This is a genomic window from Myxococcus sp. XM-1-1-1 (assembly GCF_020037095.1).
Classification (GTDB): Bacteria; Myxococcota; Myxococcia; order Myxococcales; family Myxococcaceae; genus Myxococcus; species Myxococcus fulvus.
The window spans coordinates 56,392-72,351 of sequence record NZ_JAIQDH010000029.1 but is presented as its reverse complement, the minus strand read 5'-3'; the positions used below and the strand labels follow the sequence as shown (position 1 = coordinate 72,351).

The window sequence follows — 15,960 nt, the reverse complement described above, 5'->3', positions numbered from 1 at the left end:
TGCGAGCGCTCGTGACGAGCAGTACGAGAGGGAAGCCGCCGGGCCCCGCGTGCCGTTGAAGGAAGTCATGTCTGTTGATTTGAAGCCCTTGGAGCTCAACGCTCCTGCCTCGGATGACTGGGTTCCCTCGCTGGAGGACACGCCGTACCAGCGCCTGGGCGGCGCGGACGCGGCGATGGCGCTGGCGGGCGCGTTCTATGACGCGATGGATGCCCACGAGCCCGCCCTGGCGAAGCTGCACGAACTGGATGCCGAAGGCCGGGTGAACCCTGGCACGCGTGAGCGCTTCGGCCTGTTCCTCATGGGTTGGCTGGGAGGACCCCAGCATTACGCGGAGCGCCATGGGCATCCGCGGCTGCGCATGCGCCATGGCCATGTGCCGGTGGATTTGTCCATGCGGGATGCCTGGCTTCGGGCCATGCAGCGCGCCATGGATGCCCGGGGCGTGACGGGCGGCCTGCGCCGCTTCCTGGACGAGCGCTTCGCCCAGGTGGCCGACTTCCTGCGCAACACCGAGGGCTGAGCCTCCGCATCGCCGTCGACTTGCGGAAAAAAGCACGGGCGTTTAGAAAGGCGCCATGCGCAAGGGCGAGCTCACCCATCAGGCGATTCTCGAGCGGGCCATCCAGCTCGCCAGCCGGGTGGGCCTGCAGGGGCTGAGCATCGGCGGGCTGGCGGAGGAGCTGCAGCTCTCCAAGAGCGGCCTGTTCGCGCACTTCCGTTCCAAGACGTCGCTCCAGGTGGAGATCCTCGAGGCGGCCACGGCGCTGTTCACCGAGCGGGTCATCCGTCCGGCGCTGATGCAGCCGCGCGGCGAGCCCCGGGTGCGGGCGCTCTTCGAGAACTGGCTGACGTGGGAGCGGGAGCTGGTGCCGGAGGGCGGGTGCATCTTCGTGGCGGCGGCGACGGAGCTGGATGACGCCCCGGGCCCCGCGCGCGACAGGCTGGTGCAGACGCAGCGCGACTGGATGGACTGCCTGGCCCAGGCCGCGCGCATCGCCGTGGCCGAGGGGCACTTCCACAAGGACGTGGACGTGGAGCAGTTCGCCCACGACGAGAACGCCCTGCTGTTGGGCTTCCACCACGCCGCCCGGCTCCTGAAGGAGCCCCGCGCGGAGACCTGGGCCCGCCGCGGCTTCGAGGCCCTGCTGCGCGCCGCCCGTCCCACGGGCTCCTGACTTCTTCAAAGGCTCTGTGTCCCTCCGAGGAGGACCTCGTCATGGCGGAAAATAGCACGAACGTTCGCGTTAAACTGGCGAAGTGGGGAATGCGTGCGGCGGCGTTGGGGGCGGGGACGGTGGCGCCCGGCCTGACGGCGGCGTGGGCGGACGAGCGGTTCCGCACGCCGTGGCGGCCGCACCGCTCCCGGACGGCGGAGGCGGTGCTGGCGCGGGGGCAGCCGAGGATGCTGACGCTCGGTGGCGAGGAGGTGGCGGTGTGGAGCTGGGGCGAGGGGCCGCGGGTGCTGCTGGTGCATGGGTGGAGCGGGTACGGCGGGCAGCTCACGGCGTTCGTGGATCCGTTGGTGGCGGCGGGGTTCTCGGTGGTGACGTACGACGCGCCGGGGCATGGGCGCTCGTCGGGGCGGACCAGCTCGCTGCCGGAGATGGCGGAGGTGGTGGCGGACGTGGCGAGGGCGACGGGGGGGCCGTACGCGGTGGTGGCGCACTCGCTGGGGGCGGCGGCCACGGCGGTGGCGATGCGGGATGGGCTGAAGGTGGGGCGCGCGGTGTTCGTGTCGCCGCCAGCGGACCCGCGTGGGGGCATCCAGGCCTTCGCGCGCGCCTTCGGGCTGACGGACGGGGTGTGGATGCGGATGGAGGAGCGCATCGAGCGGCGCTTCCACGTGCGGCTCAAGGACCTGGCGCTGCCGAACTTCGTGCCGCTGCTGGGGCAGGTGCCGCTGCACGTGTTCCACGACGTGGGGGACCGGGAGGTGCCGCTCGTCGCGGGGGAGGCGGTGGCGCGGGCGTGGCCGGGCGCGAGGCTGACGCGCACGCAGGGACTGGGGCACCACCGCATCCTGTATGCGCCGGAGGTGGTGGCGCCGGCGGTGGAGTTCCTCACGCAGGGCAAGCCGGAGACGCTGTCGCCGGAGGTGCCCATGCTGGCGGCTTCGGCGGCCACGGGGGCGCGCGTGCCATTGCGGCTGGTGCGCTCGGCGCCGTGAGGTGATGTCTGGCTTTCGGGCCGAGCGGGGATTCAACGCCAGCCGATTGCCTTTCAGATGAAGACCTTCGTCGTCGCGGTTCGCCTCAGGGCGGGGAAATGGCGGGAGGTCGTCTGCGTGGAGGGAGCGATGCTCTCCCTCGCATGCGGGTGAAGGTGTATCCGGGGCCGGTGTCCGCGCTGCGTGGCGTGGACCTGGAGATTCCGCTCGGGATGTTCGGCCTGCTGGAGCCCACGTCGGGTGAGGTGACGCTGGAGGGCGTGGACATCGTCCGCCAAGGTGTGCGCGGAGCTGCTCGAGCGGTTGGACCTCACGTTCGCGGCGAAGCGCGAGGTGAAGGAGTGTTCAGGAGGCATGCGGCATCGCCCAGGCGCTCGCGGTGCGGCTGAGCGGACGACGCGCGGCGGACTCGGTGAGCCTGCTGGAGAAGCTGCGCCCCAGGGGGCTCGTGCGCGAGGCGTGGCGGCTGGCGCCGTGGGCGTTGGTGCCCGTGGTGGCGGCGGCGGTGCGGGTGGGCGAGGGCTGGCAGGGGACGCGGCGGAGGAGCGCGCCAAGGACTCCTGGCAGCGCAACCTGGCCACGTGGCTCCACGCGCGCCCCGGAAGCTCGTCGGGGCGCGCGGTGGCACAAGGGCTACTCGCCGGTGCGGTTGCCGGTCAGCTCCATGGTGAACTGGCCGGTGACGGGGATGGGGGCGCAGTTGCGCGAGGAGAAGTCGCCCTTCATGGAGAGGTGGAGCATGCCCGCCTCGTCCCGGTTGCCGGTGCCCGAGCGCACCGTCAACGTCCCGTCGCAGTTCTGCTCGTCCAGGTGGACCTGGCACTCGGTCTGCTGGACGGAGAACGCGCGCTCCCCGGTCATGGTGCCCGGGAAGCCGTCTCCGCACTCGAAGGCATCCGAGCGCAGGTTCAGGGCCGACTTGTTGGAGCCCGCGCTCGCGGCGATGCGAATCGTGTCCGAGAAGTCATTGGTCTGCGACTGGCCGAAGATGACCAGGGTCATCGTCCCCGTGCTGGCGTAGGCGCCCGTCACGTTGGGGCGATGGTCCACCGTCCCGCCGTCGTCGCCGCCGTCGTCACCTCCGCCACACGCTCCGAGCCCCAGCAACAGCGCCGCCGTCACCACGCGCATCCGCATCATCGACATCCTCCGCTCCCGACTGGAATCCTGGGGCCGGAGTATTCTTACGACGTCTCGGTCACGCAATTCACGGCGACGGCGCGTCGTCCGTCCGTGTCACGGCGTGTGTCCGGTTTCCGTCGACAGCAGCTCCAACGTGTCGGAGATGCTCGTCCCGAGCGACAGCTTCTCGAACGTCGTGTCCGGGGCGGACAGCCCGGAGGACGTGCCCGCCAGTCTCATGACGAACATCCGGCGGCTGGAGACCGGCCCGCACGTCATCGAGACTTCGCCGCGCAGTTCGAGCTGGAAGGCGCCGCCCGCGTCACGGCTGCCGCTCCCGTCGTTGACCTTCATGCTCGCGGTGCAGCCCGACTCCACGTCCACCGGGCACGTGCCCCCGCTGACGTCGAACGTGCGCTCCCCGTTCATCGCCGCGCGGATGCCGCCGCCGCAGCTCATGCTGGCGATGTTGATGCTCAGCAGGTTGAGGCCGCTCGAGTTCTCCGAGACGGTGATGGAGTCCCGGAGGTTGGCGATGTTGTGCCCGCTCCCGTCCTGGGCGTTGCTCTGCAGCGTGCCCGTGACGGCGTAGGTGCCCGTCACGTTGGAGCGCTGATATGTGACGGGAGGATTGGACCCGCCCGGCGGAGGCCTGTTCCCCGGCTCCTCCTGGGGCCCGCGGTCCTCACCCCCACACGCGCCAAGCGCCAACAACCCCACCACCCACAGCACACGCGAACGCGACATCGAAGGGCTCCATTCCCATACGAGAGGGTCAACGCGGGGAAGAACCCTGGCCGCGGGTTTCCTGCGCAATGCCTTGCGTCGAATCCCGGAATCGCTGTCAGCATGTCCGGCCCTGGAACGCGGAGTGCTGACAGGTTGTCCTCGGCGTCGGTCCTCGTCGAGCGCGGCTCCCTCTCGAAATGGGTTGTGCACGCGCGTTGCAGTGGGCGCGTGATGCCCAGGGAGGACCCTCCCGGGGTGTTGCATGCACAGGGGGAGTTCCGCACATGAGCGTCATGTCGTCGCTGTGTCTGGTGTTGCTGTCGTCCGCCGTCGCCCATGCCGATTCGTCGAGCACCGGGTCGACCGAGGCCGTGCCTCGCAAGACGGTGCTGGGGCTCGCCGTCAATCCCACGGACTGGGGACAGCTGGTGTTGGAGGGGGAGCGGGTGGTGGCCCCGCGCGTCAGCGTGGGGTTGGGGCTGCTCGTCGGATTCCATGTCTCGAATGGCAGCAGGGACCTGGAGCGGACGGAGCAGCGACTGGAGACGAGGGACTCCCTCTTCCAGCTGGGCGTCGTGCCGCGCGCCCGGTTCTTCCTGTCCGGGACGGCGCCCGAGGGGCTCTGGGTGTCACCGCAGCTGGAGGTCATCCACCAGTGGCGCGAGTACGAGCAGTTCGTCGTCGAGGACGAGGGCAATGAGAGCAGCATCCGCTCCCTGCAGCTCGGGGGCGCGGCCCTGGTGGGCTACACCGCCATCCTGGGACAGGGGCTCGCGGTGCAGGCGGGGGTCGGCGTGGGTGCACGTCATTCCTCGGACCGGTATGAGAGCCGTCAGCCGGTGCTGCCAAGCGGCGAGGTGAGCAGCACCACGAAGGGGCGGAGCTGGACCTTCGATGAGCGACTGCAAGTGTCCCTGGGCTGGGCCTTCTGACACGGTGGCGCTACAGCGCGACGCCGTGCGCGCCTCGGGGGCAGGGGCCCTGTCCGCGTGGGGGCGCGGGGTGCTCCTTCACGCCGGGGCGCGGCGGGAGGTTCGCGGGCGTCTTGACGTCGTGCACCAGTCCCAGCGCGGCGAGCCCTCGCACCATCCACCATCCCGGGTCCGGCTGGCGCCAGCCGAGCCCCATCCGCGCCGAGCGCGGCCACGCGTGGTGGTTGTTGTGCCACGACTCCCCCATGCTGACGAAGGCGAGCCAGCCCGCGTTGCGGCCCTGCTCCGCGCAGCCGGGCAGCTCGTAGGGTTGCTCGCCCTCGACGTGGCTCACGTAGTGGACGAACCAGAAGCCGTCCTGCGTGAGCGACAGTCGCACGAACACGCCCCACGCCACCCACGCGGGGCCGCCGAGCGCGTACAGTCCGAGCGCCAGCGGCACCTGGAGCCACAGGCCCCAGCGCTCCAGCGCGAGGAAGAAGGCGTCGTCCGCCACCGCGGGCTCCACCGGGGCCGCGGCGGTGGGCCTCTTCGGGTGCCACGTGCGGAAGAGGGCGTGGCTCATCGCGCTCAGGAAGCCGTCGCGGTAGCCGAAGTACTCGGGGCAGTCCGCCTCCGGCTGGTTCTGGTGGAAGTCACGCAGGTGGTGCATGCGGCTCATCGCGATGACGCCGCCCAGGCCCGCCAGGGTGCCCAGCAGTCCGAGCGCGCGCTCCACCGCGAGCGGCGCGCGGAAGGCCCGGTGGATGAGGCCGCGGTGGATGCCCACCGAGACGCCCAGGCACATCGTCAGGCCCGTGAGTGCGGCCCACACCGCCACGGCGCTCCACTCCAGGTACCGCGCGCCGCCGAGCAGGGCCGCCACGTGGAGGACGCTCCACCGGACGAGCTTCCCCGTGTCCCACCGCGCCTCGCCCCACCGTGTGTCGCTCGTGTCCATGGCCCGTCCCTTTCGGCAGGGGGCCATCGCAAGCGCCCTGCCAGCGCGGGGCGGGCCTGATTCCAGGGGCTTGGGCGGCCGAGCGGGCAGGACTGTCAACGCCGTTCACAGCGGCCGTGCACCGGGTGGACGGCGGTGGCTCAGCGCTCCAGGCCCAGCTCGACGCCGGGCATCCACCGTCCCCGCCGTTGTCCGTCCACGCGGACCGAGTCCCAGTCCAGCCCCAGGGTGCCCCTCAGCGCGAAGTCACCCGTCTTCCAGCGCAGGCCCGCGGCGGCGCGCGCGGAGAGGCCCAGGGCGTCACCTTCGCGGCGGCCTGGTCGGTCCACCACGGTCATCAGCCAGCCAGCGCCCACCTCGGCGAAGGGGGCCAGGGTGCCGCGTCCTCCCAGGCCCGCCATCGCGAGCACGGACATGCGCTGGAGCGTGGCGTCGTCCGCCCAGGCGTCGGGGGCCAGCGCGTAGGTGGCGCGCGCGCCGAATCGGGTGAGGCCCGGGCCGGGGGCGCGCCAGGACAGGGCGAGGCCGCGAGCGACGCCGCGTCCTCCCAGGGGTGGCGTGCCCAGGGTGAGTCCGACCTCGAGGCCCAGTGAGCGCGGGACGCCGGAGGGTTCGCCGGGAGAGAGGGCGGTGGAGAAGTCGACGGCGGGCACGCCGGTGGAGGCGACATAGCCCTCGTAGAAGTCGCGGCCGAAGGGCAGGGCGAAGAGTCCCTGGAGGAGGCTCTCCTCGGCGGCGCCGCGAGAGGCGACCTCGGGTGGCGAGGAGGGCGGGAGCTCTCCGGACCTGAGGTCCGAGCGACGCACGCGCGCCTCGCCGCCGGGGGTGCGCAGCCAGTACGCCGCGCGCTCCGGCAACGCGAGCGTCAGGGGCTCTCCCGCCGCCTGGTGCGCGTCCACGAGACGCACGCCGGAGGTGTCCTCCACGGAGATGCGTGCGCCTCGGGGGGCTGGGGGGAGGTCGAGGCGAGGGCCGTCCGGGGCGGGGCCGACGAGCGCGCGCGAGGGGCTGAGGGCGGGAGGGAAGGTGCGCACCGCGAGCCGGGCCTGGGGGGATTTCACGCCGCGGATGGCGGCGGCGACGAAGGCGTCCAGTTCGCTGTACTCGACGCGACCATCGCCGTTGACGTCCGCGCCGCCGAGCAGCGCCGAGCGCGCCGCGTGACTGAAGACGCCCGCGCGGATGCGGGACCATTCGTGAGTCTCGCCCTCGGTGCTCTCCGCGAAGATGGCGCCCACGCGGGGGTGGCCGGCGAGCTGCTCCTGTTCCAGCGCGCGTCGCAGCCTGCGCAGCACGAGCGGGTCTCCGCCGCGACTGCCGACGACGCCCGCCGCGTGGCACGCGTCGACGAGCAGGTGCACGTAGTCCGCGTCGAGCTTCTCCACCACGCGCGAGTAGAGGCCCTCCTGGTCCAGCTGTCCGTCGGCGAGCGTGAGGTAGGCGCGGCCCGACTCGCCGGTGCGGCCATGGCCCACGTAGATGAAGAGGAAGTCCACGGCGCGCCCGGCGGCGCGGTCCTCGGCGTTGCGACGCGCGAGCTGGTCCACGGTCTCATCGAGCACCGTGAGCGTGGGGAGGCGGGCGTCGGTCAGCCGCTCGCGCTCGGCCTGGGCGGTCTCGGCGTCGGGGACGGTGAGCAGGACCACGTCCACGCCGAGCCGGCGCAGCGTCTCGGCCCAGCGCACGCCGTCGTCATCCGCGTAGCGCAGCGGCGGCATGCCCGGGGTGTCGCTGCCGTTGTATGCGACCACCAAGGCGCGTCGCACGGGAGACGGCTCCGGCGAGGCCGGATTCTCGGCCTGCGCGGCGCTCATCGTCGCCGTGCACAGGAGCAGCAGCGCCCATGACCGCCCGAGGAGTGCGTAGCGCTCTCGACTCATCGCAGCCCCCGGGACCTGGAGAGGGAGCGAATCACCATGCTGCATGGAGTGCGCGTCACGCAGCTCGACGCGCCGATTCGTTCCGTGTCGATGCGCTCTTGGAGGGATGGGGCTTCGAGTTGCCACATCTCGATGCGGCCTGAGGTGCGCGTCACGCGCTGCGATGTGACAGTGCACTCATGGAGGGGACGCGATGCTTCGCGCCATCTCCCGCGCCGAGACTCCCGCATGCGCCGCGATGCCCCGAGCAGCCTCGTGCCCGGCGACTCCCTCCCGGGCCCTTCGTGCGCGCCTCCACGCTCCCCTTCCATCCAGTGCGTCATGGCTTGCTGCCCTCCACTCGAACCCTGTGCCGCACCTGGGCCACTTCGCCTTGCACCGTCTCTCCGCGCGCGGCCGAGAGCGCGACGCTCGCGCTCGACGCGAAGATTGCGGTGAGCTCCACCTCGCCCGACGCGGGCAGCCGTGGCGTGATGTCCAGCGCGGTCTCCGCGCCCGGAGCCGCCTTCACCTCGAACGGCCCCTCCACTCGCGAGCCCTGCTCCGTGCGCACCACCACCGCGACATGCGTGTATGGCGCCCGCACGCCCGCCGCGAACGCGAGGGATGCTCCCGAAGGACACGTGCCCTGTCCGCGCACTTCACGCAGCTCCGCGTCCGACGGCACGCAGAACAGCCGCAGCACTGCGGTGCCGGGGCCCTCGCCGCGCGCTGCCCACTCTCCCGTGTCTTCAGGCACGCCCGTCCACAGCACCCCGGCGGACACCATCAGCGCCAGCACCCACGCCGTGCCCACGTGCCCGAGCGTCGGCATGTTCCACGCCCCGCGCACCCACTCGAGCACGCGCGCCCACGGGCCCTTCGTCACGTCCACGGACGCCGAGACCTCACGCCGCTCCAGCGCCCCCAGCACCGCCTGCAGGCCGTGGGTGGACAGCCGCTCCAACTCTCCCGGGGTCGGCTCGGTGACGGTGTCCCGCGCGAACACGCGGCGCAGGTTCATCACCTGTGCATAGCGGGCGCCACAGCGCTCGCAGGCTCGCGCATGACTCAGCACCCGGCTCCACTGTCGCGGAGGCAGGGTGCCGTCGTTGGCGAGGTGGACGAGCTGTCGGTCCACGTGGGGAGTGAACAAGGCCATGGGCAACTCACTCTCGTCAGGGCACGAAGAGGGGGAAGAGCAGGGCCACCATCGCGGCCGTGGCCGCGGCGGAAGGCAGCCCATCGGGCGACTCCGCCACCAGCCATCCCTCCTCCACGAGGAACGCCGTCATCGCGCGCCGCAGCTTCATCTCGCGCGTCCTCAGCTCCTGTCGGGACCACCCCAACAGCAGCCCCGCGCGCTCCTGGGACAACCCCTGCACGAAGCGCAGGTCCGCCAACCTCCGCGTCCCCTCGTCCAGCCCCGCGAGGAAGCGCCTCACCAGCTCCCGCAGCTCCCCCTCGAGCGCCCGGTCCTCGGGAGAGGGCGACGTGCTCGCCAGCCGCTCCGCCATCGGCGTGTCATCCAGCGCCACCGCCTCGCGCGCGATGCGGCCCGCCGAGCGCAGCACGTCCACCGCCGCCTGCTTCGCCACCGCGTTGAGCCACGTCGAATACGGACGCACGCCGTCGTACGCCAGCCGCGCCTGCTCACGGAAGGCGCGCACGAAGGTCTCCTGGTGCGCGGCCTCCAAATCCAACGGACCCACGCGTCCCAGGCCCCCAGGCCCGTGGGACACGTACGTGCGCGACAGGAACCGCGCCACGTGCGCGGAGTAGGCCCGATAGACGCGCGCGAGCGCCTCCGGTTCTCCTCGGCGGAAGGCCTGCAGCAACCGCGGGTCGTCCCTCAACAGTGACATGCCGTCCTCCCCTCAAGGGGCCTCGAGCCCCTGGACCTCGACGGGCCCGGCGCGCTCCGTCTGTGTCCCGTCACCCAGCTGCCCGGCGGCGTTGGCGCCCCAGCACTGCACGCGCCCATCCCTCAGCACCGTGCACGTGCTCGTCACACCCGTGCCCAGGTCCACCACCTCGTTCGCCAGGCCCGACACGTCCACCGGCGCCGCGCGATGCACCCGCGTCCCGTCGCCGAGCTGCCCGGCCTCGTTCAGGCCCCAGCAGCGCACCCGTCCCTCGGCGCTCAGCGCGCAGGTGAAGCCCGTGCCCGCGCGCACCTGGCGCATGTCCGCCGTCAGCCCCACCGGGCGCACCGGCACCGTGCTGTCGAGCGCGGTGTCATCCCCCAGCGCTCCCGAGGCATTGAAGCCCCAGCACTCCACCGCCCCGTCGCCCACGCGCGCGCAGGTGTGTCCCTTGCCCGCCGTCAGCGCCCTCACGGGCAGGGCCAGGCTCCGCGCCCGGACGGGCGGCGACTTCAGTCCCACGCCCGCGAGCCCATCTCCCAGCTCGCCGTAGGCGTTGTCGCCCCAGCACCACGCCTCGCCCGCCGTGGTGGCCGCGCAGGTGTGGTACGCGCCCGCCGCGAGCACCGTGAGGTTCGCGGGCAGGCCCCGCACCTCGACGGGCGTATAGCTCCGCTCGCTCACCTCCGACGCGCCCAATTGGAGTCGTGAGTTGTCGCCCCAGCACGTCACCTGTCCCCCCGCGTGCAGCGCGCAGGTGTGCGCTTCACCCGAGGCGACCGTCAGCACGTTGGAGCCCACGCCGCCGACATCCAGGGGCTCCAGCGACGACGACAGCGAGGCCTGACCCAGCTGCCCCGACGTGTTGTCTCCCCAGCAGCGCACGGTGCCGCCCTCCAGCACCGCGCAGGTGTGGTCCGCGCCCGCGGAGATACCGAGCACGCCGGTGGACAGGCCCTTCACCGCCACGGCGGAGGCCCGCAGCGCGCGTGTGCCGTCGCCCACCAGTCCCGTGCCGCCCCAGCACCGCACGCCGCCGCTCTCCAACAGCGCGCACGCGTGCTGCCGTCCCACCGTGACTTTTTCCGCCACGCCCCTCGGCTCGGAGTCCGGTTCCGGACACTCCTCGGTGTCCTCCTCGCACGCATCCGTCGGAGCGCTCCGGATGGGGTCCAGGCACGCGCCCGTCAGCGCGGTGAGGAGCAGCAGGATGGGCGCGACGCGGCGCTTCATGGAGCCTCCCTCCCGACGGCAGAACGAACGACTGGCGCCGCGGGCACGAGGCTTGCGCGGCGCCAGCTTGCTGGCCTGGATGTCCTCGCAGACGGACGGCGGGAAAATGCGTTACGGCTGCGGATGCACGTTGAGCGCGCTCCAGGGCGTGGTGCTCGTGTCCACCAGCACCAACCGCAAGGCCGCCTCGCTCCCCGTCGAGGGCGACAGCGCGCCCGCGGCCACCGCGAAGACGCCCCGGCCCAGGAAGGCGCTGGTGTCCAACTGGAACCGCGCCACCGGCGAGCGGTCGGCGGAGTTGGCCGCCGCCACGCCCACCAGCAGCTGGGCGCCGGGCAGCTCCCGGCCCTCCACCGAGGTGGCCAGCCGGTAGGGGAGGTCATCGAAGGCGGCGCTGGCCGGGACGACGCCGTTCTCCACCGGTGACACGTCCACCACGGGCGCGTCCGGCGAGGCGTGCACCACGCGCAGCCGCAGGCTGTCGGTGTCGGGCGTGAAGCCCTCCGTGAAGGCGAGCAGCTCGAAGGTGGAGTCCGCCGGGTCGTCCGCCGCGGGGCTCAGGAAGCCGGAGGCGAGGACCAGGTAGCGCTCACCGGCGACCAGCGCGGGCGTGGGCCGGCTGGCGGCGGGGGCGCCCGAGGGGCGCGTGCTCCCGGAGGCGCTGGCGAAGAAGTCCAGGGTGTAGCTGCCCGGCGGCACCTGGATGGGCGCGGACAGCTCGCCGAAGTTCAGGTCATCCACCAGCTCCGCGTTGCCGACGAAGACGTCCACGGAGGGCGCGTCCGGCGAGGCGTGCAGCGCGTAGACGACGGGGTTCTGGCGGACCAGCCCGACGCCCGCGGCGAGCAGCCCGAAGCCCGCGGGCGCGTGCGCCTTCTCGGACAGCCGGCCCGTGGCGATGACGAACACCTCGCCGCGCGAGGGCAGGGCGGGCACGGTGAAGGACGTCACCTTCTGGTTGTCGGTCGTGCGCACGCCCACCTGGAGCGACTGTCCGGAGGGCAACTCCACGCCCGCGGCCCCCGTGTCCTGGAAGCGCGCCAGGCTGGTGATTTCAGAGCTGCCGTCGTCGCCCACGTCCAGCGCGACGGTGGGCGCGTCCGCGCCCGCGTGGACGATTCGCACGCGCGCACGGCCCTCCGCGGGCGCGCCGAAGCCCTCGGTGAGGGGCAGCACGCGGAAGCCGCTCGCGCTGTCGGTGGCGGTGAGCAGGCCCGCGGCCACCGCGCTCACGCTCTGGTCCTTCGTCAGCGTCAGGGGACCGGTGGAATAGACGGGCGCGGACGTGGCCGCCGAGCCCGCCGCGCGCACCTGCACGTTGTACGTCCCCGTCGGCACCGTGGCGTAGGACGTGGTGTCGCCGTAACGCACGTTGGTGAACAGTGGCGTGGAGTTGCCCTCCGCGTAGATATCCACGGCGGGCGCGTCCGGCGACGCGTGCACGACGCGCAGCTTCGCCTGGGTGGACGGCGTCGGGTCGGGCGGCGTCTCGTCGTCGTCTCCGCAGCCGACGAGCGCGGACAGCGTGGCGGCCAGCGCCAGGGTGATGCCACGGCGATTCCAGGCGTTCCTCTTCATGTGCGCCTCCATTGAAGCGGCCTTCGGGCTCGGGGGAGCCAGGGCCTGTTCGTTGTTGGAGGGCCCTTACGAAATGAGGCGGTGGACCTGGTTGATGGGACGTGTCCGCGCGAGCGCTGCTACCGTGCCCGCCCCATGAACCCAGGCCTGATTCCCCTCGTCGTGTCCTTGCTCTGGACCCAGGCGCCCGCGCCCGCCGCGACCCCCGCCGCCGCCCAGGGCGCCGCCGCGAAACCGTCGCAGGTGCCCGGAATCGCGCCGCTGCCCGGTCAGCCGAACGTGTGGGTGAGCAACGTGCCCCCGGTGCCGGACGCGCTGCGTCGCCGGATGGAGCAGTACCTGGAGTCCCGCACCGCGGCGCTCTCGGACGCCAGTGATGACGGCAAGCAGCTGCTCATCACCACGCGCTTCGCGGACACCAACCAGCTCCACGTGGTGGAGATGCCCATGGGCGCGCGCACGCAAATCACCTTCGCGAAGGAGCCCATCAACCGGGCTGTCTTCCAGCCGGGCGACGCGAACGTCGTCTACTACCTGCAGGACAAGGGCGGCGGTGAGTTCTTCCAGGTGTTCAAGCTGGACCGGCGCACGGGCCGCTCGGAGCTCCTGACGGATGGCAAGAGCCGCCACGAGGCGCTGCGCGTCTCCGCGGATGGCCGCTGGCTGGCGTACGCGGGCACGGGCCGCAACGGCAAGGACACAGACGTGTACGTGGCCCCCACGTCGGAGCCCACGAAGGCGCGCCGCCTCACGGAGCTGGAGGGCACGTACTCACCGCAGGAGTTCTCCGCGGATGGCTCGAAGCTGCTGGTGCAGCGCTTCCGGGCCGCGGATGACTCGGACCTGTTCCTGGTGGACGTGGCGTCCGGGGAGCGCCGTCAGCTCACGCCCTCCGAGGGCAAGGGCAGCGTCGACGGCGCCACCTTCACCAAGGACGGCCAGGGTGTGTATCTGGTGACGGACCGCTACAGCGACTTCTCCGAGCTGTACCTGCTCGACACGCGCACCGCGCCCACGGCCGCGCCGCCGCCCTCGCTGACGAAGTCGGTGAAGTGGAGCGTGACGGACCTGGCGCTGTCCCCGGACGGGCGCAAGCTGGCGGTGGCCTTCAACGAGGACGGCTACACCACGGTGTCGCTGCTCGACACGCGCACGCGCGCCCTGTCCGCGCTGACGGTCCTGCCCAAGGGCGTGGGCGGCGGGCTGAAGTTCCCGCGCAAGCGCTCGGACGTGCTGGCGCTCTCGCTGGGCAGCGCGCGCAGCCCCATGGACGTGTGGACGGTGGACTTGAAGTCGCGCAAGCCGACGCGCTGGACGCGCTCGGAGGTGGGCGGTCTGGACACGGAAGCGTTCGTGGAGCCCACGCTCGTGCGCTACCCGTCCACCGACGGCGTGCAGGTGCCCGCGCTCCTCTACGTGCCCAGGAACACGGGCGGCAAGAAGGTGCCCGTCGTCGTCAGCTTCCACGGCGGACCGGAGGGACAGAGCCGGCCGATGTTCAGCAACTTCACCCAGTTCATCGCCAGCGAGCTGGGCATGGCGGTGCTGGTGCCCAACGTGCGCGGCTCGGACGGGTACGGCAAGGCGTACCGCGCGATGGATGACGGCGTGAAGCGCGAGCAGAGCCTGAAGGACATCGGCGCGACGCTGGACTTCATCGCCTCTCGGCCGGAGCTGGACGCCACGCGCGTGGGTGTCTCGGGCGGTTCGTACGGCGGCTACATGACGCTGGCGTCGGTGGCCTTCTATCCCGACCGCTTCAAGGCCGCGGTGGACGTGGTGGGCATCTCCTCGCTGCCCAGCTTCCTGGAGAACACGCAGGCGTACCGCAGGGACCTGCGGCGCGCGGAGTACGGCGACGAGCGCATCCCCGAGGTGCGCCGCGTGCAGGAGCGCATCTCCCCGCTGGGCTCGGTGGACAAGATTCGCGCGGCGCTCTTCGTGCAGCAGGGGGCCAATGACCCGCGCGTGCCGCAGTCGGAGGCGGAGCAGATCGTCCAGGCCGTGCGTCAGCGCGCGCCGGACGTCTGGTACATGCTGGCCACCGACGAGGGCCACGGCTTCCAGAAGAAGCCCACCCGCGACTACGCGCAGATGACGACGATGATGTTCTTCGAGAAGCACCTGGGCGCGCCCCAGGTGCCCGCGCAGAAGTAGGCGCCCCGGACACAGCGTGCGCCCCCGGGACATCCCGGTATGTCCCGGGCGGCCGCGCGTTCCCTGAAGGTTGTTCCACGGCGTTTCCTGACGAGGAGCTTCCCGATGATGCGTTCTCCGAGCCCGCTCCGGCGGGGTGTTCTGGCGCTGGCGGTGGTCCTGGGCGCGGGGGTGGCGGTGTCCGCGCCCAAGCAGGACGCCATCAACCTCCGGTTCGGTCTGCGGCAGGTCAACCTCACCATGCGGGCCGAGGACGTGACGGGCCAGCACTTCCAGGTGAGCCGGAAGGACAAGGGCCTGCGGGGGAGGACCGCCGTGGGCCTGGTGGACGTGAAGTTCGAGGACGGCGCGGTGAAGGGCTCATTGGGCCCCGCGCTGGTGAACCTGAAGGTGAAGCGCGACGGCGACACGGTGAAGGCCGAGGGCGGCTTCGGCGGCCGGCCCGCCACCGTGAAGTTCACCAAGGACGCGTTGGAGATCTACGTCCGGGACTGCACGCACCGGCTGAGCGCGAGCGAGGCGGGGCGCTCCTACGCGGGGCAGAGCAACTGCAGCGCGGGCGGCTCCGGGGGGGAGGCGGAGCTCTGGCTGCCGGACGCTTTCCTCGAGGCCAGCCCCGAGGAGCAGGTGACCCTGCTGCTGCTGGCGGTTTGACGTTGTCCGCCCCAGGGCCTCACGGACCGTCCCGGGGGTGGGGCGAGCAGGCGGCCGACCCGGGCGAGTGTCGTGCCCCGGATGCGAATCCGGGGAGTTGGGGGCATCGCGGTATGCGATGGGAAGAAGGACGTTTCAGGGAAGGTATTCCACGACGAGGAGCATTCCGATGAAGCGCTTTCTGAGCCCGCTGCGGCGGGGGGTATTGGCTCTGGCGGTGGTCCTGGGGGCGGGGGTGGCGGTGTCCGCGCCGAAGCAGGACGCCATCAACCTGCGAATCGCCCGGCAGCAGTACAACCTGGTGATGACGTCCGATGAAGTCACCGGCCAGGACTTCCAGGTGACCCGCACCAAGGATGGGCTCCGGGGCCGGACGTACCTGGGCGTGGTGGACGTGAAGTTCAAGGACGGCGAGGTGAAGGGCTCGCTGGGCCCCGCCGCGGTGAACCTGAAGGTGAAGCGCGACGGCGACACGGTGGAGGCCGAGGGCGGCTTCGGCGGCCGGCCCGCCACCGTGAAGTTCACCAAGGACGAGCTGAAGATCTACATCCGGGACTGCACGTACCGGCTGAAGGCGCGCGAGCCGGGGCGCTCCTACGCGGGCCGCCGCAGCTGCGACTCCGTCACGGTGCCGGAGTCGGAGGTCTGGCTGCCGGATGAGTTCCTCGCCGCCAGCCCCGAGGAGAAGGCCGCCCTGCTGCTGCTGGCGCTGTGAGCCGCT

Annotated in this window: 16 protein-coding genes; 7 read left to right on the top strand and 9 right to left on the bottom strand. The window is 71.9% G+C overall.

The window, feature by feature from the left end:
* The first annotated feature begins 67 nt into the window (after nucleotides 1–67).
* The 3 genes from K8640_RS37300 to K8640_RS37290 all read left to right on the top strand — a co-directional run bounded on the left by K8640_RS37300 (nucleotide 68) and on the right by K8640_RS37290 (nucleotide 2,170).
* Entirely contained in the window at nucleotides 68–523 is a 456-nt protein-coding gene (locus K8640_RS37300; protein ID WP_223751454.1) for a cyanoglobin, read from the top strand.
* Nucleotides 524–578: 55 nt separating this feature from the next.
* A complete protein-coding gene (locus tag K8640_RS37295; protein WP_046710528.1) occupies nucleotides 579–1,178 on the top strand; it encodes a TetR/AcrR family transcriptional regulator in 600 nt (199 codons plus the stop codon).
* A gap of 89 nt (nucleotides 1,179–1,267) precedes the next feature.
* Entirely contained in the window at nucleotides 1,268–2,170 is a 903-nt protein-coding gene (locus K8640_RS37290; RefSeq protein WP_223751453.1) for an alpha/beta fold hydrolase, read from the top strand.
* A 345-nt stretch (nucleotides 2,171–2,515) separates the two neighbouring features.
* On the opposite strand, the gene K8640_RS37285 is transcribed toward K8640_RS37290, so the two are convergent.
* From K8640_RS37285 to K8640_RS37275, 3 genes are all read right to left on the bottom strand, one after another.
* Nucleotides 2,516–2,761 carry a hypothetical protein gene (locus K8640_RS37285; RefSeq protein ID WP_223751452.1) on the bottom strand — a complete coding sequence of 82 codons (246 nt, stop codon included), beginning with the start codon at nucleotides 2,759–2,761 and terminating at the stop codon, nucleotides 2,516–2,518.
* 42 nt (nucleotides 2,762–2,803) lie between these two features.
* Complete coding sequence (locus K8640_RS37280; protein WP_223751451.1) at nucleotides 2,804–3,316, bottom strand: hypothetical protein; 513 nt, start codon at nucleotides 3,314–3,316, stop codon at nucleotides 2,804–2,806.
* Between the two features lie 90 nt (nucleotides 3,317–3,406).
* Nucleotides 3,407–4,039, bottom strand: coding sequence for a hypothetical protein (locus tag K8640_RS37275; protein WP_223751450.1), 633 nt, complete (start codon nucleotides 4,037–4,039; stop codon nucleotides 3,407–3,409).
* 266 nt (nucleotides 4,040–4,305) lie between these two features.
* Between K8640_RS37275 and K8640_RS37270 the strand changes: the two genes are divergently transcribed.
* Nucleotides 4,306–4,953, top strand: coding sequence for a hypothetical protein (locus tag K8640_RS37270; protein WP_223751449.1), 648 nt, complete (start codon nucleotides 4,306–4,308; stop codon nucleotides 4,951–4,953).
* 10 nt (nucleotides 4,954–4,963) lie between these two features.
* Here the strand turns inward: K8640_RS37270 and K8640_RS37265 are convergent, their stop codons facing one another.
* From K8640_RS37265 to K8640_RS37240, 6 genes are all read right to left on the bottom strand, one after another.
* Nucleotides 4,964–5,893 carry a fatty acid desaturase gene (locus K8640_RS37265; RefSeq protein ID WP_223751448.1) on the bottom strand — a complete coding sequence of 310 codons (930 nt, stop codon included), beginning with the start codon at nucleotides 5,891–5,893 and terminating at the stop codon, nucleotides 4,964–4,966.
* 140 nt (nucleotides 5,894–6,033) lie between these two features.
* Nucleotides 6,034–7,773, bottom strand: coding sequence for a caspase family protein (locus K8640_RS37260; protein ID WP_223751447.1), 1,740 nt, complete (start codon nucleotides 7,771–7,773; stop codon nucleotides 6,034–6,036).
* Between the two features lie 319 nt (nucleotides 7,774–8,092).
* The gene (locus K8640_RS37255) at nucleotides 8,093–8,914 is read right to left on the bottom strand and encodes a hypothetical protein (RefSeq protein ID WP_223751446.1); all 822 of its coding nucleotides are present in this window, start codon (nucleotides 8,912–8,914) and stop codon (nucleotides 8,093–8,095) included.
* A 16-nt stretch (nucleotides 8,915–8,930) separates the two neighbouring features.
* Nucleotides 8,931–9,617 carry an RNA polymerase sigma factor gene (locus K8640_RS37250; protein WP_141332987.1) on the bottom strand — a complete coding sequence of 229 codons (687 nt, stop codon included), beginning with the start codon at nucleotides 9,615–9,617 and terminating at the stop codon, nucleotides 8,931–8,933.
* Nucleotides 9,618–9,629: 12 nt separating this feature from the next.
* Complete coding sequence (locus K8640_RS37245) at nucleotides 9,630–10,850, bottom strand: RCC1 domain-containing protein (protein ID WP_223751445.1); 1,221 nt, start codon at nucleotides 10,848–10,850, stop codon at nucleotides 9,630–9,632.
* 111 nt (nucleotides 10,851–10,961) lie between these two features.
* Nucleotides 10,962–12,428 carry a DUF4397 domain-containing protein gene (locus K8640_RS37240; protein ID WP_223751444.1) on the bottom strand — a complete coding sequence of 489 codons (1,467 nt, stop codon included), beginning with the start codon at nucleotides 12,426–12,428 and terminating at the stop codon, nucleotides 10,962–10,964.
* Between the two features lie 135 nt (nucleotides 12,429–12,563).
* Here K8640_RS37240 and K8640_RS37235 point away from each other — a divergent pair, with 135 nt between their 5' ends.
* From K8640_RS37235 to K8640_RS37225, 3 genes are all read left to right on the top strand, one after another.
* Nucleotides 12,564–14,585, top strand: a complete 2,022-nt coding sequence (locus K8640_RS37235; protein WP_223751443.1) for an alpha/beta fold hydrolase — start codon at nucleotides 12,564–12,566, stop codon at nucleotides 14,583–14,585.
* A gap of 105 nt (nucleotides 14,586–14,690) precedes the next feature.
* Entirely contained in the window at nucleotides 14,691–15,239 is a 549-nt protein-coding gene (locus K8640_RS37230) for a hypothetical protein (RefSeq protein ID WP_223751442.1), read from the top strand.
* A 169-nt stretch (nucleotides 15,240–15,408) separates the two neighbouring features.
* Nucleotides 15,409–15,954 (top strand): hypothetical protein, encoded by a 546-nt coding sequence (locus K8640_RS37225; RefSeq protein ID WP_141324180.1) that lies wholly within the window; start codon nucleotides 15,409–15,411, stop codon nucleotides 15,952–15,954.
* Nucleotides 15,955–15,960: the final 6 nt, after the last annotated feature.

Coding starts and splice junctions, on each gene's coding strand:
- K8640_RS37265 (WP_223751448.1), bottom strand. CDS start 5,893: ATGGACACGAGCGACACACGGTGGGGCGAGGCGCGGTGGGACACGGGG.
- K8640_RS37250 (WP_141332987.1), bottom strand. CDS start 9,617: ATGTCACTGTTGAGGGACGACCCGCGGTTGCTGCAGGCCTTCCGCCGA.
- K8640_RS37275 (WP_223751450.1), bottom strand. CDS start 4,039: ATGTCGCGTTCGCGTGTGCTGTGGGTGGTGGGGTTGTTGGCGCTTGGC.
- K8640_RS37300 (WP_223751454.1), top strand. CDS start 68: ATGTCTGTTGATTTGAAGCCCTTGGAGCTCAACGCTCCTGCCTCGGAT.
- K8640_RS37255 (WP_223751446.1), bottom strand. CDS start 8,914: ATGGCCTTGTTCACTCCCCACGTGGACCGACAGCTCGTCCACCTCGCC.
- K8640_RS37230 (WP_223751442.1), top strand. CDS start 14,691: ATGATGCGTTCTCCGAGCCCGCTCCGGCGGGGTGTTCTGGCGCTGGCG.
- K8640_RS37225 (WP_141324180.1), top strand. CDS start 15,409: ATGAAGCGCTTTCTGAGCCCGCTGCGGCGGGGGGTATTGGCTCTGGCG.
- K8640_RS37295 (WP_046710528.1), top strand. CDS start 579: ATGCGCAAGGGCGAGCTCACCCATCAGGCGATTCTCGAGCGGGCCATC.
- K8640_RS37260 (WP_223751447.1), bottom strand. CDS start 7,773: ATGAGTCGAGAGCGCTACGCACTCCTCGGGCGGTCATGGGCGCTGCTG.
- K8640_RS37270 (WP_223751449.1), top strand. CDS start 4,306: ATGAGCGTCATGTCGTCGCTGTGTCTGGTGTTGCTGTCGTCCGCCGTC.
- K8640_RS37290 (WP_223751453.1), top strand. CDS start 1,268: ATGCGTGCGGCGGCGTTGGGGGCGGGGACGGTGGCGCCCGGCCTGACG.
- K8640_RS37280 (WP_223751451.1), bottom strand. CDS start 3,316: ATGTCGATGATGCGGATGCGCGTGGTGACGGCGGCGCTGTTGCTGGGG.
- K8640_RS37235 (WP_223751443.1), top strand. CDS start 12,564: ATGAACCCAGGCCTGATTCCCCTCGTCGTGTCCTTGCTCTGGACCCAG.
- K8640_RS37245 (WP_223751445.1), bottom strand. CDS start 10,850: ATGAAGCGCCGCGTCGCGCCCATCCTGCTGCTCCTCACCGCGCTGACG.
- K8640_RS37240 (WP_223751444.1), bottom strand. CDS start 12,428: ATGAAGAGGAACGCCTGGAATCGCCGTGGCATCACCCTGGCGCTGGCC.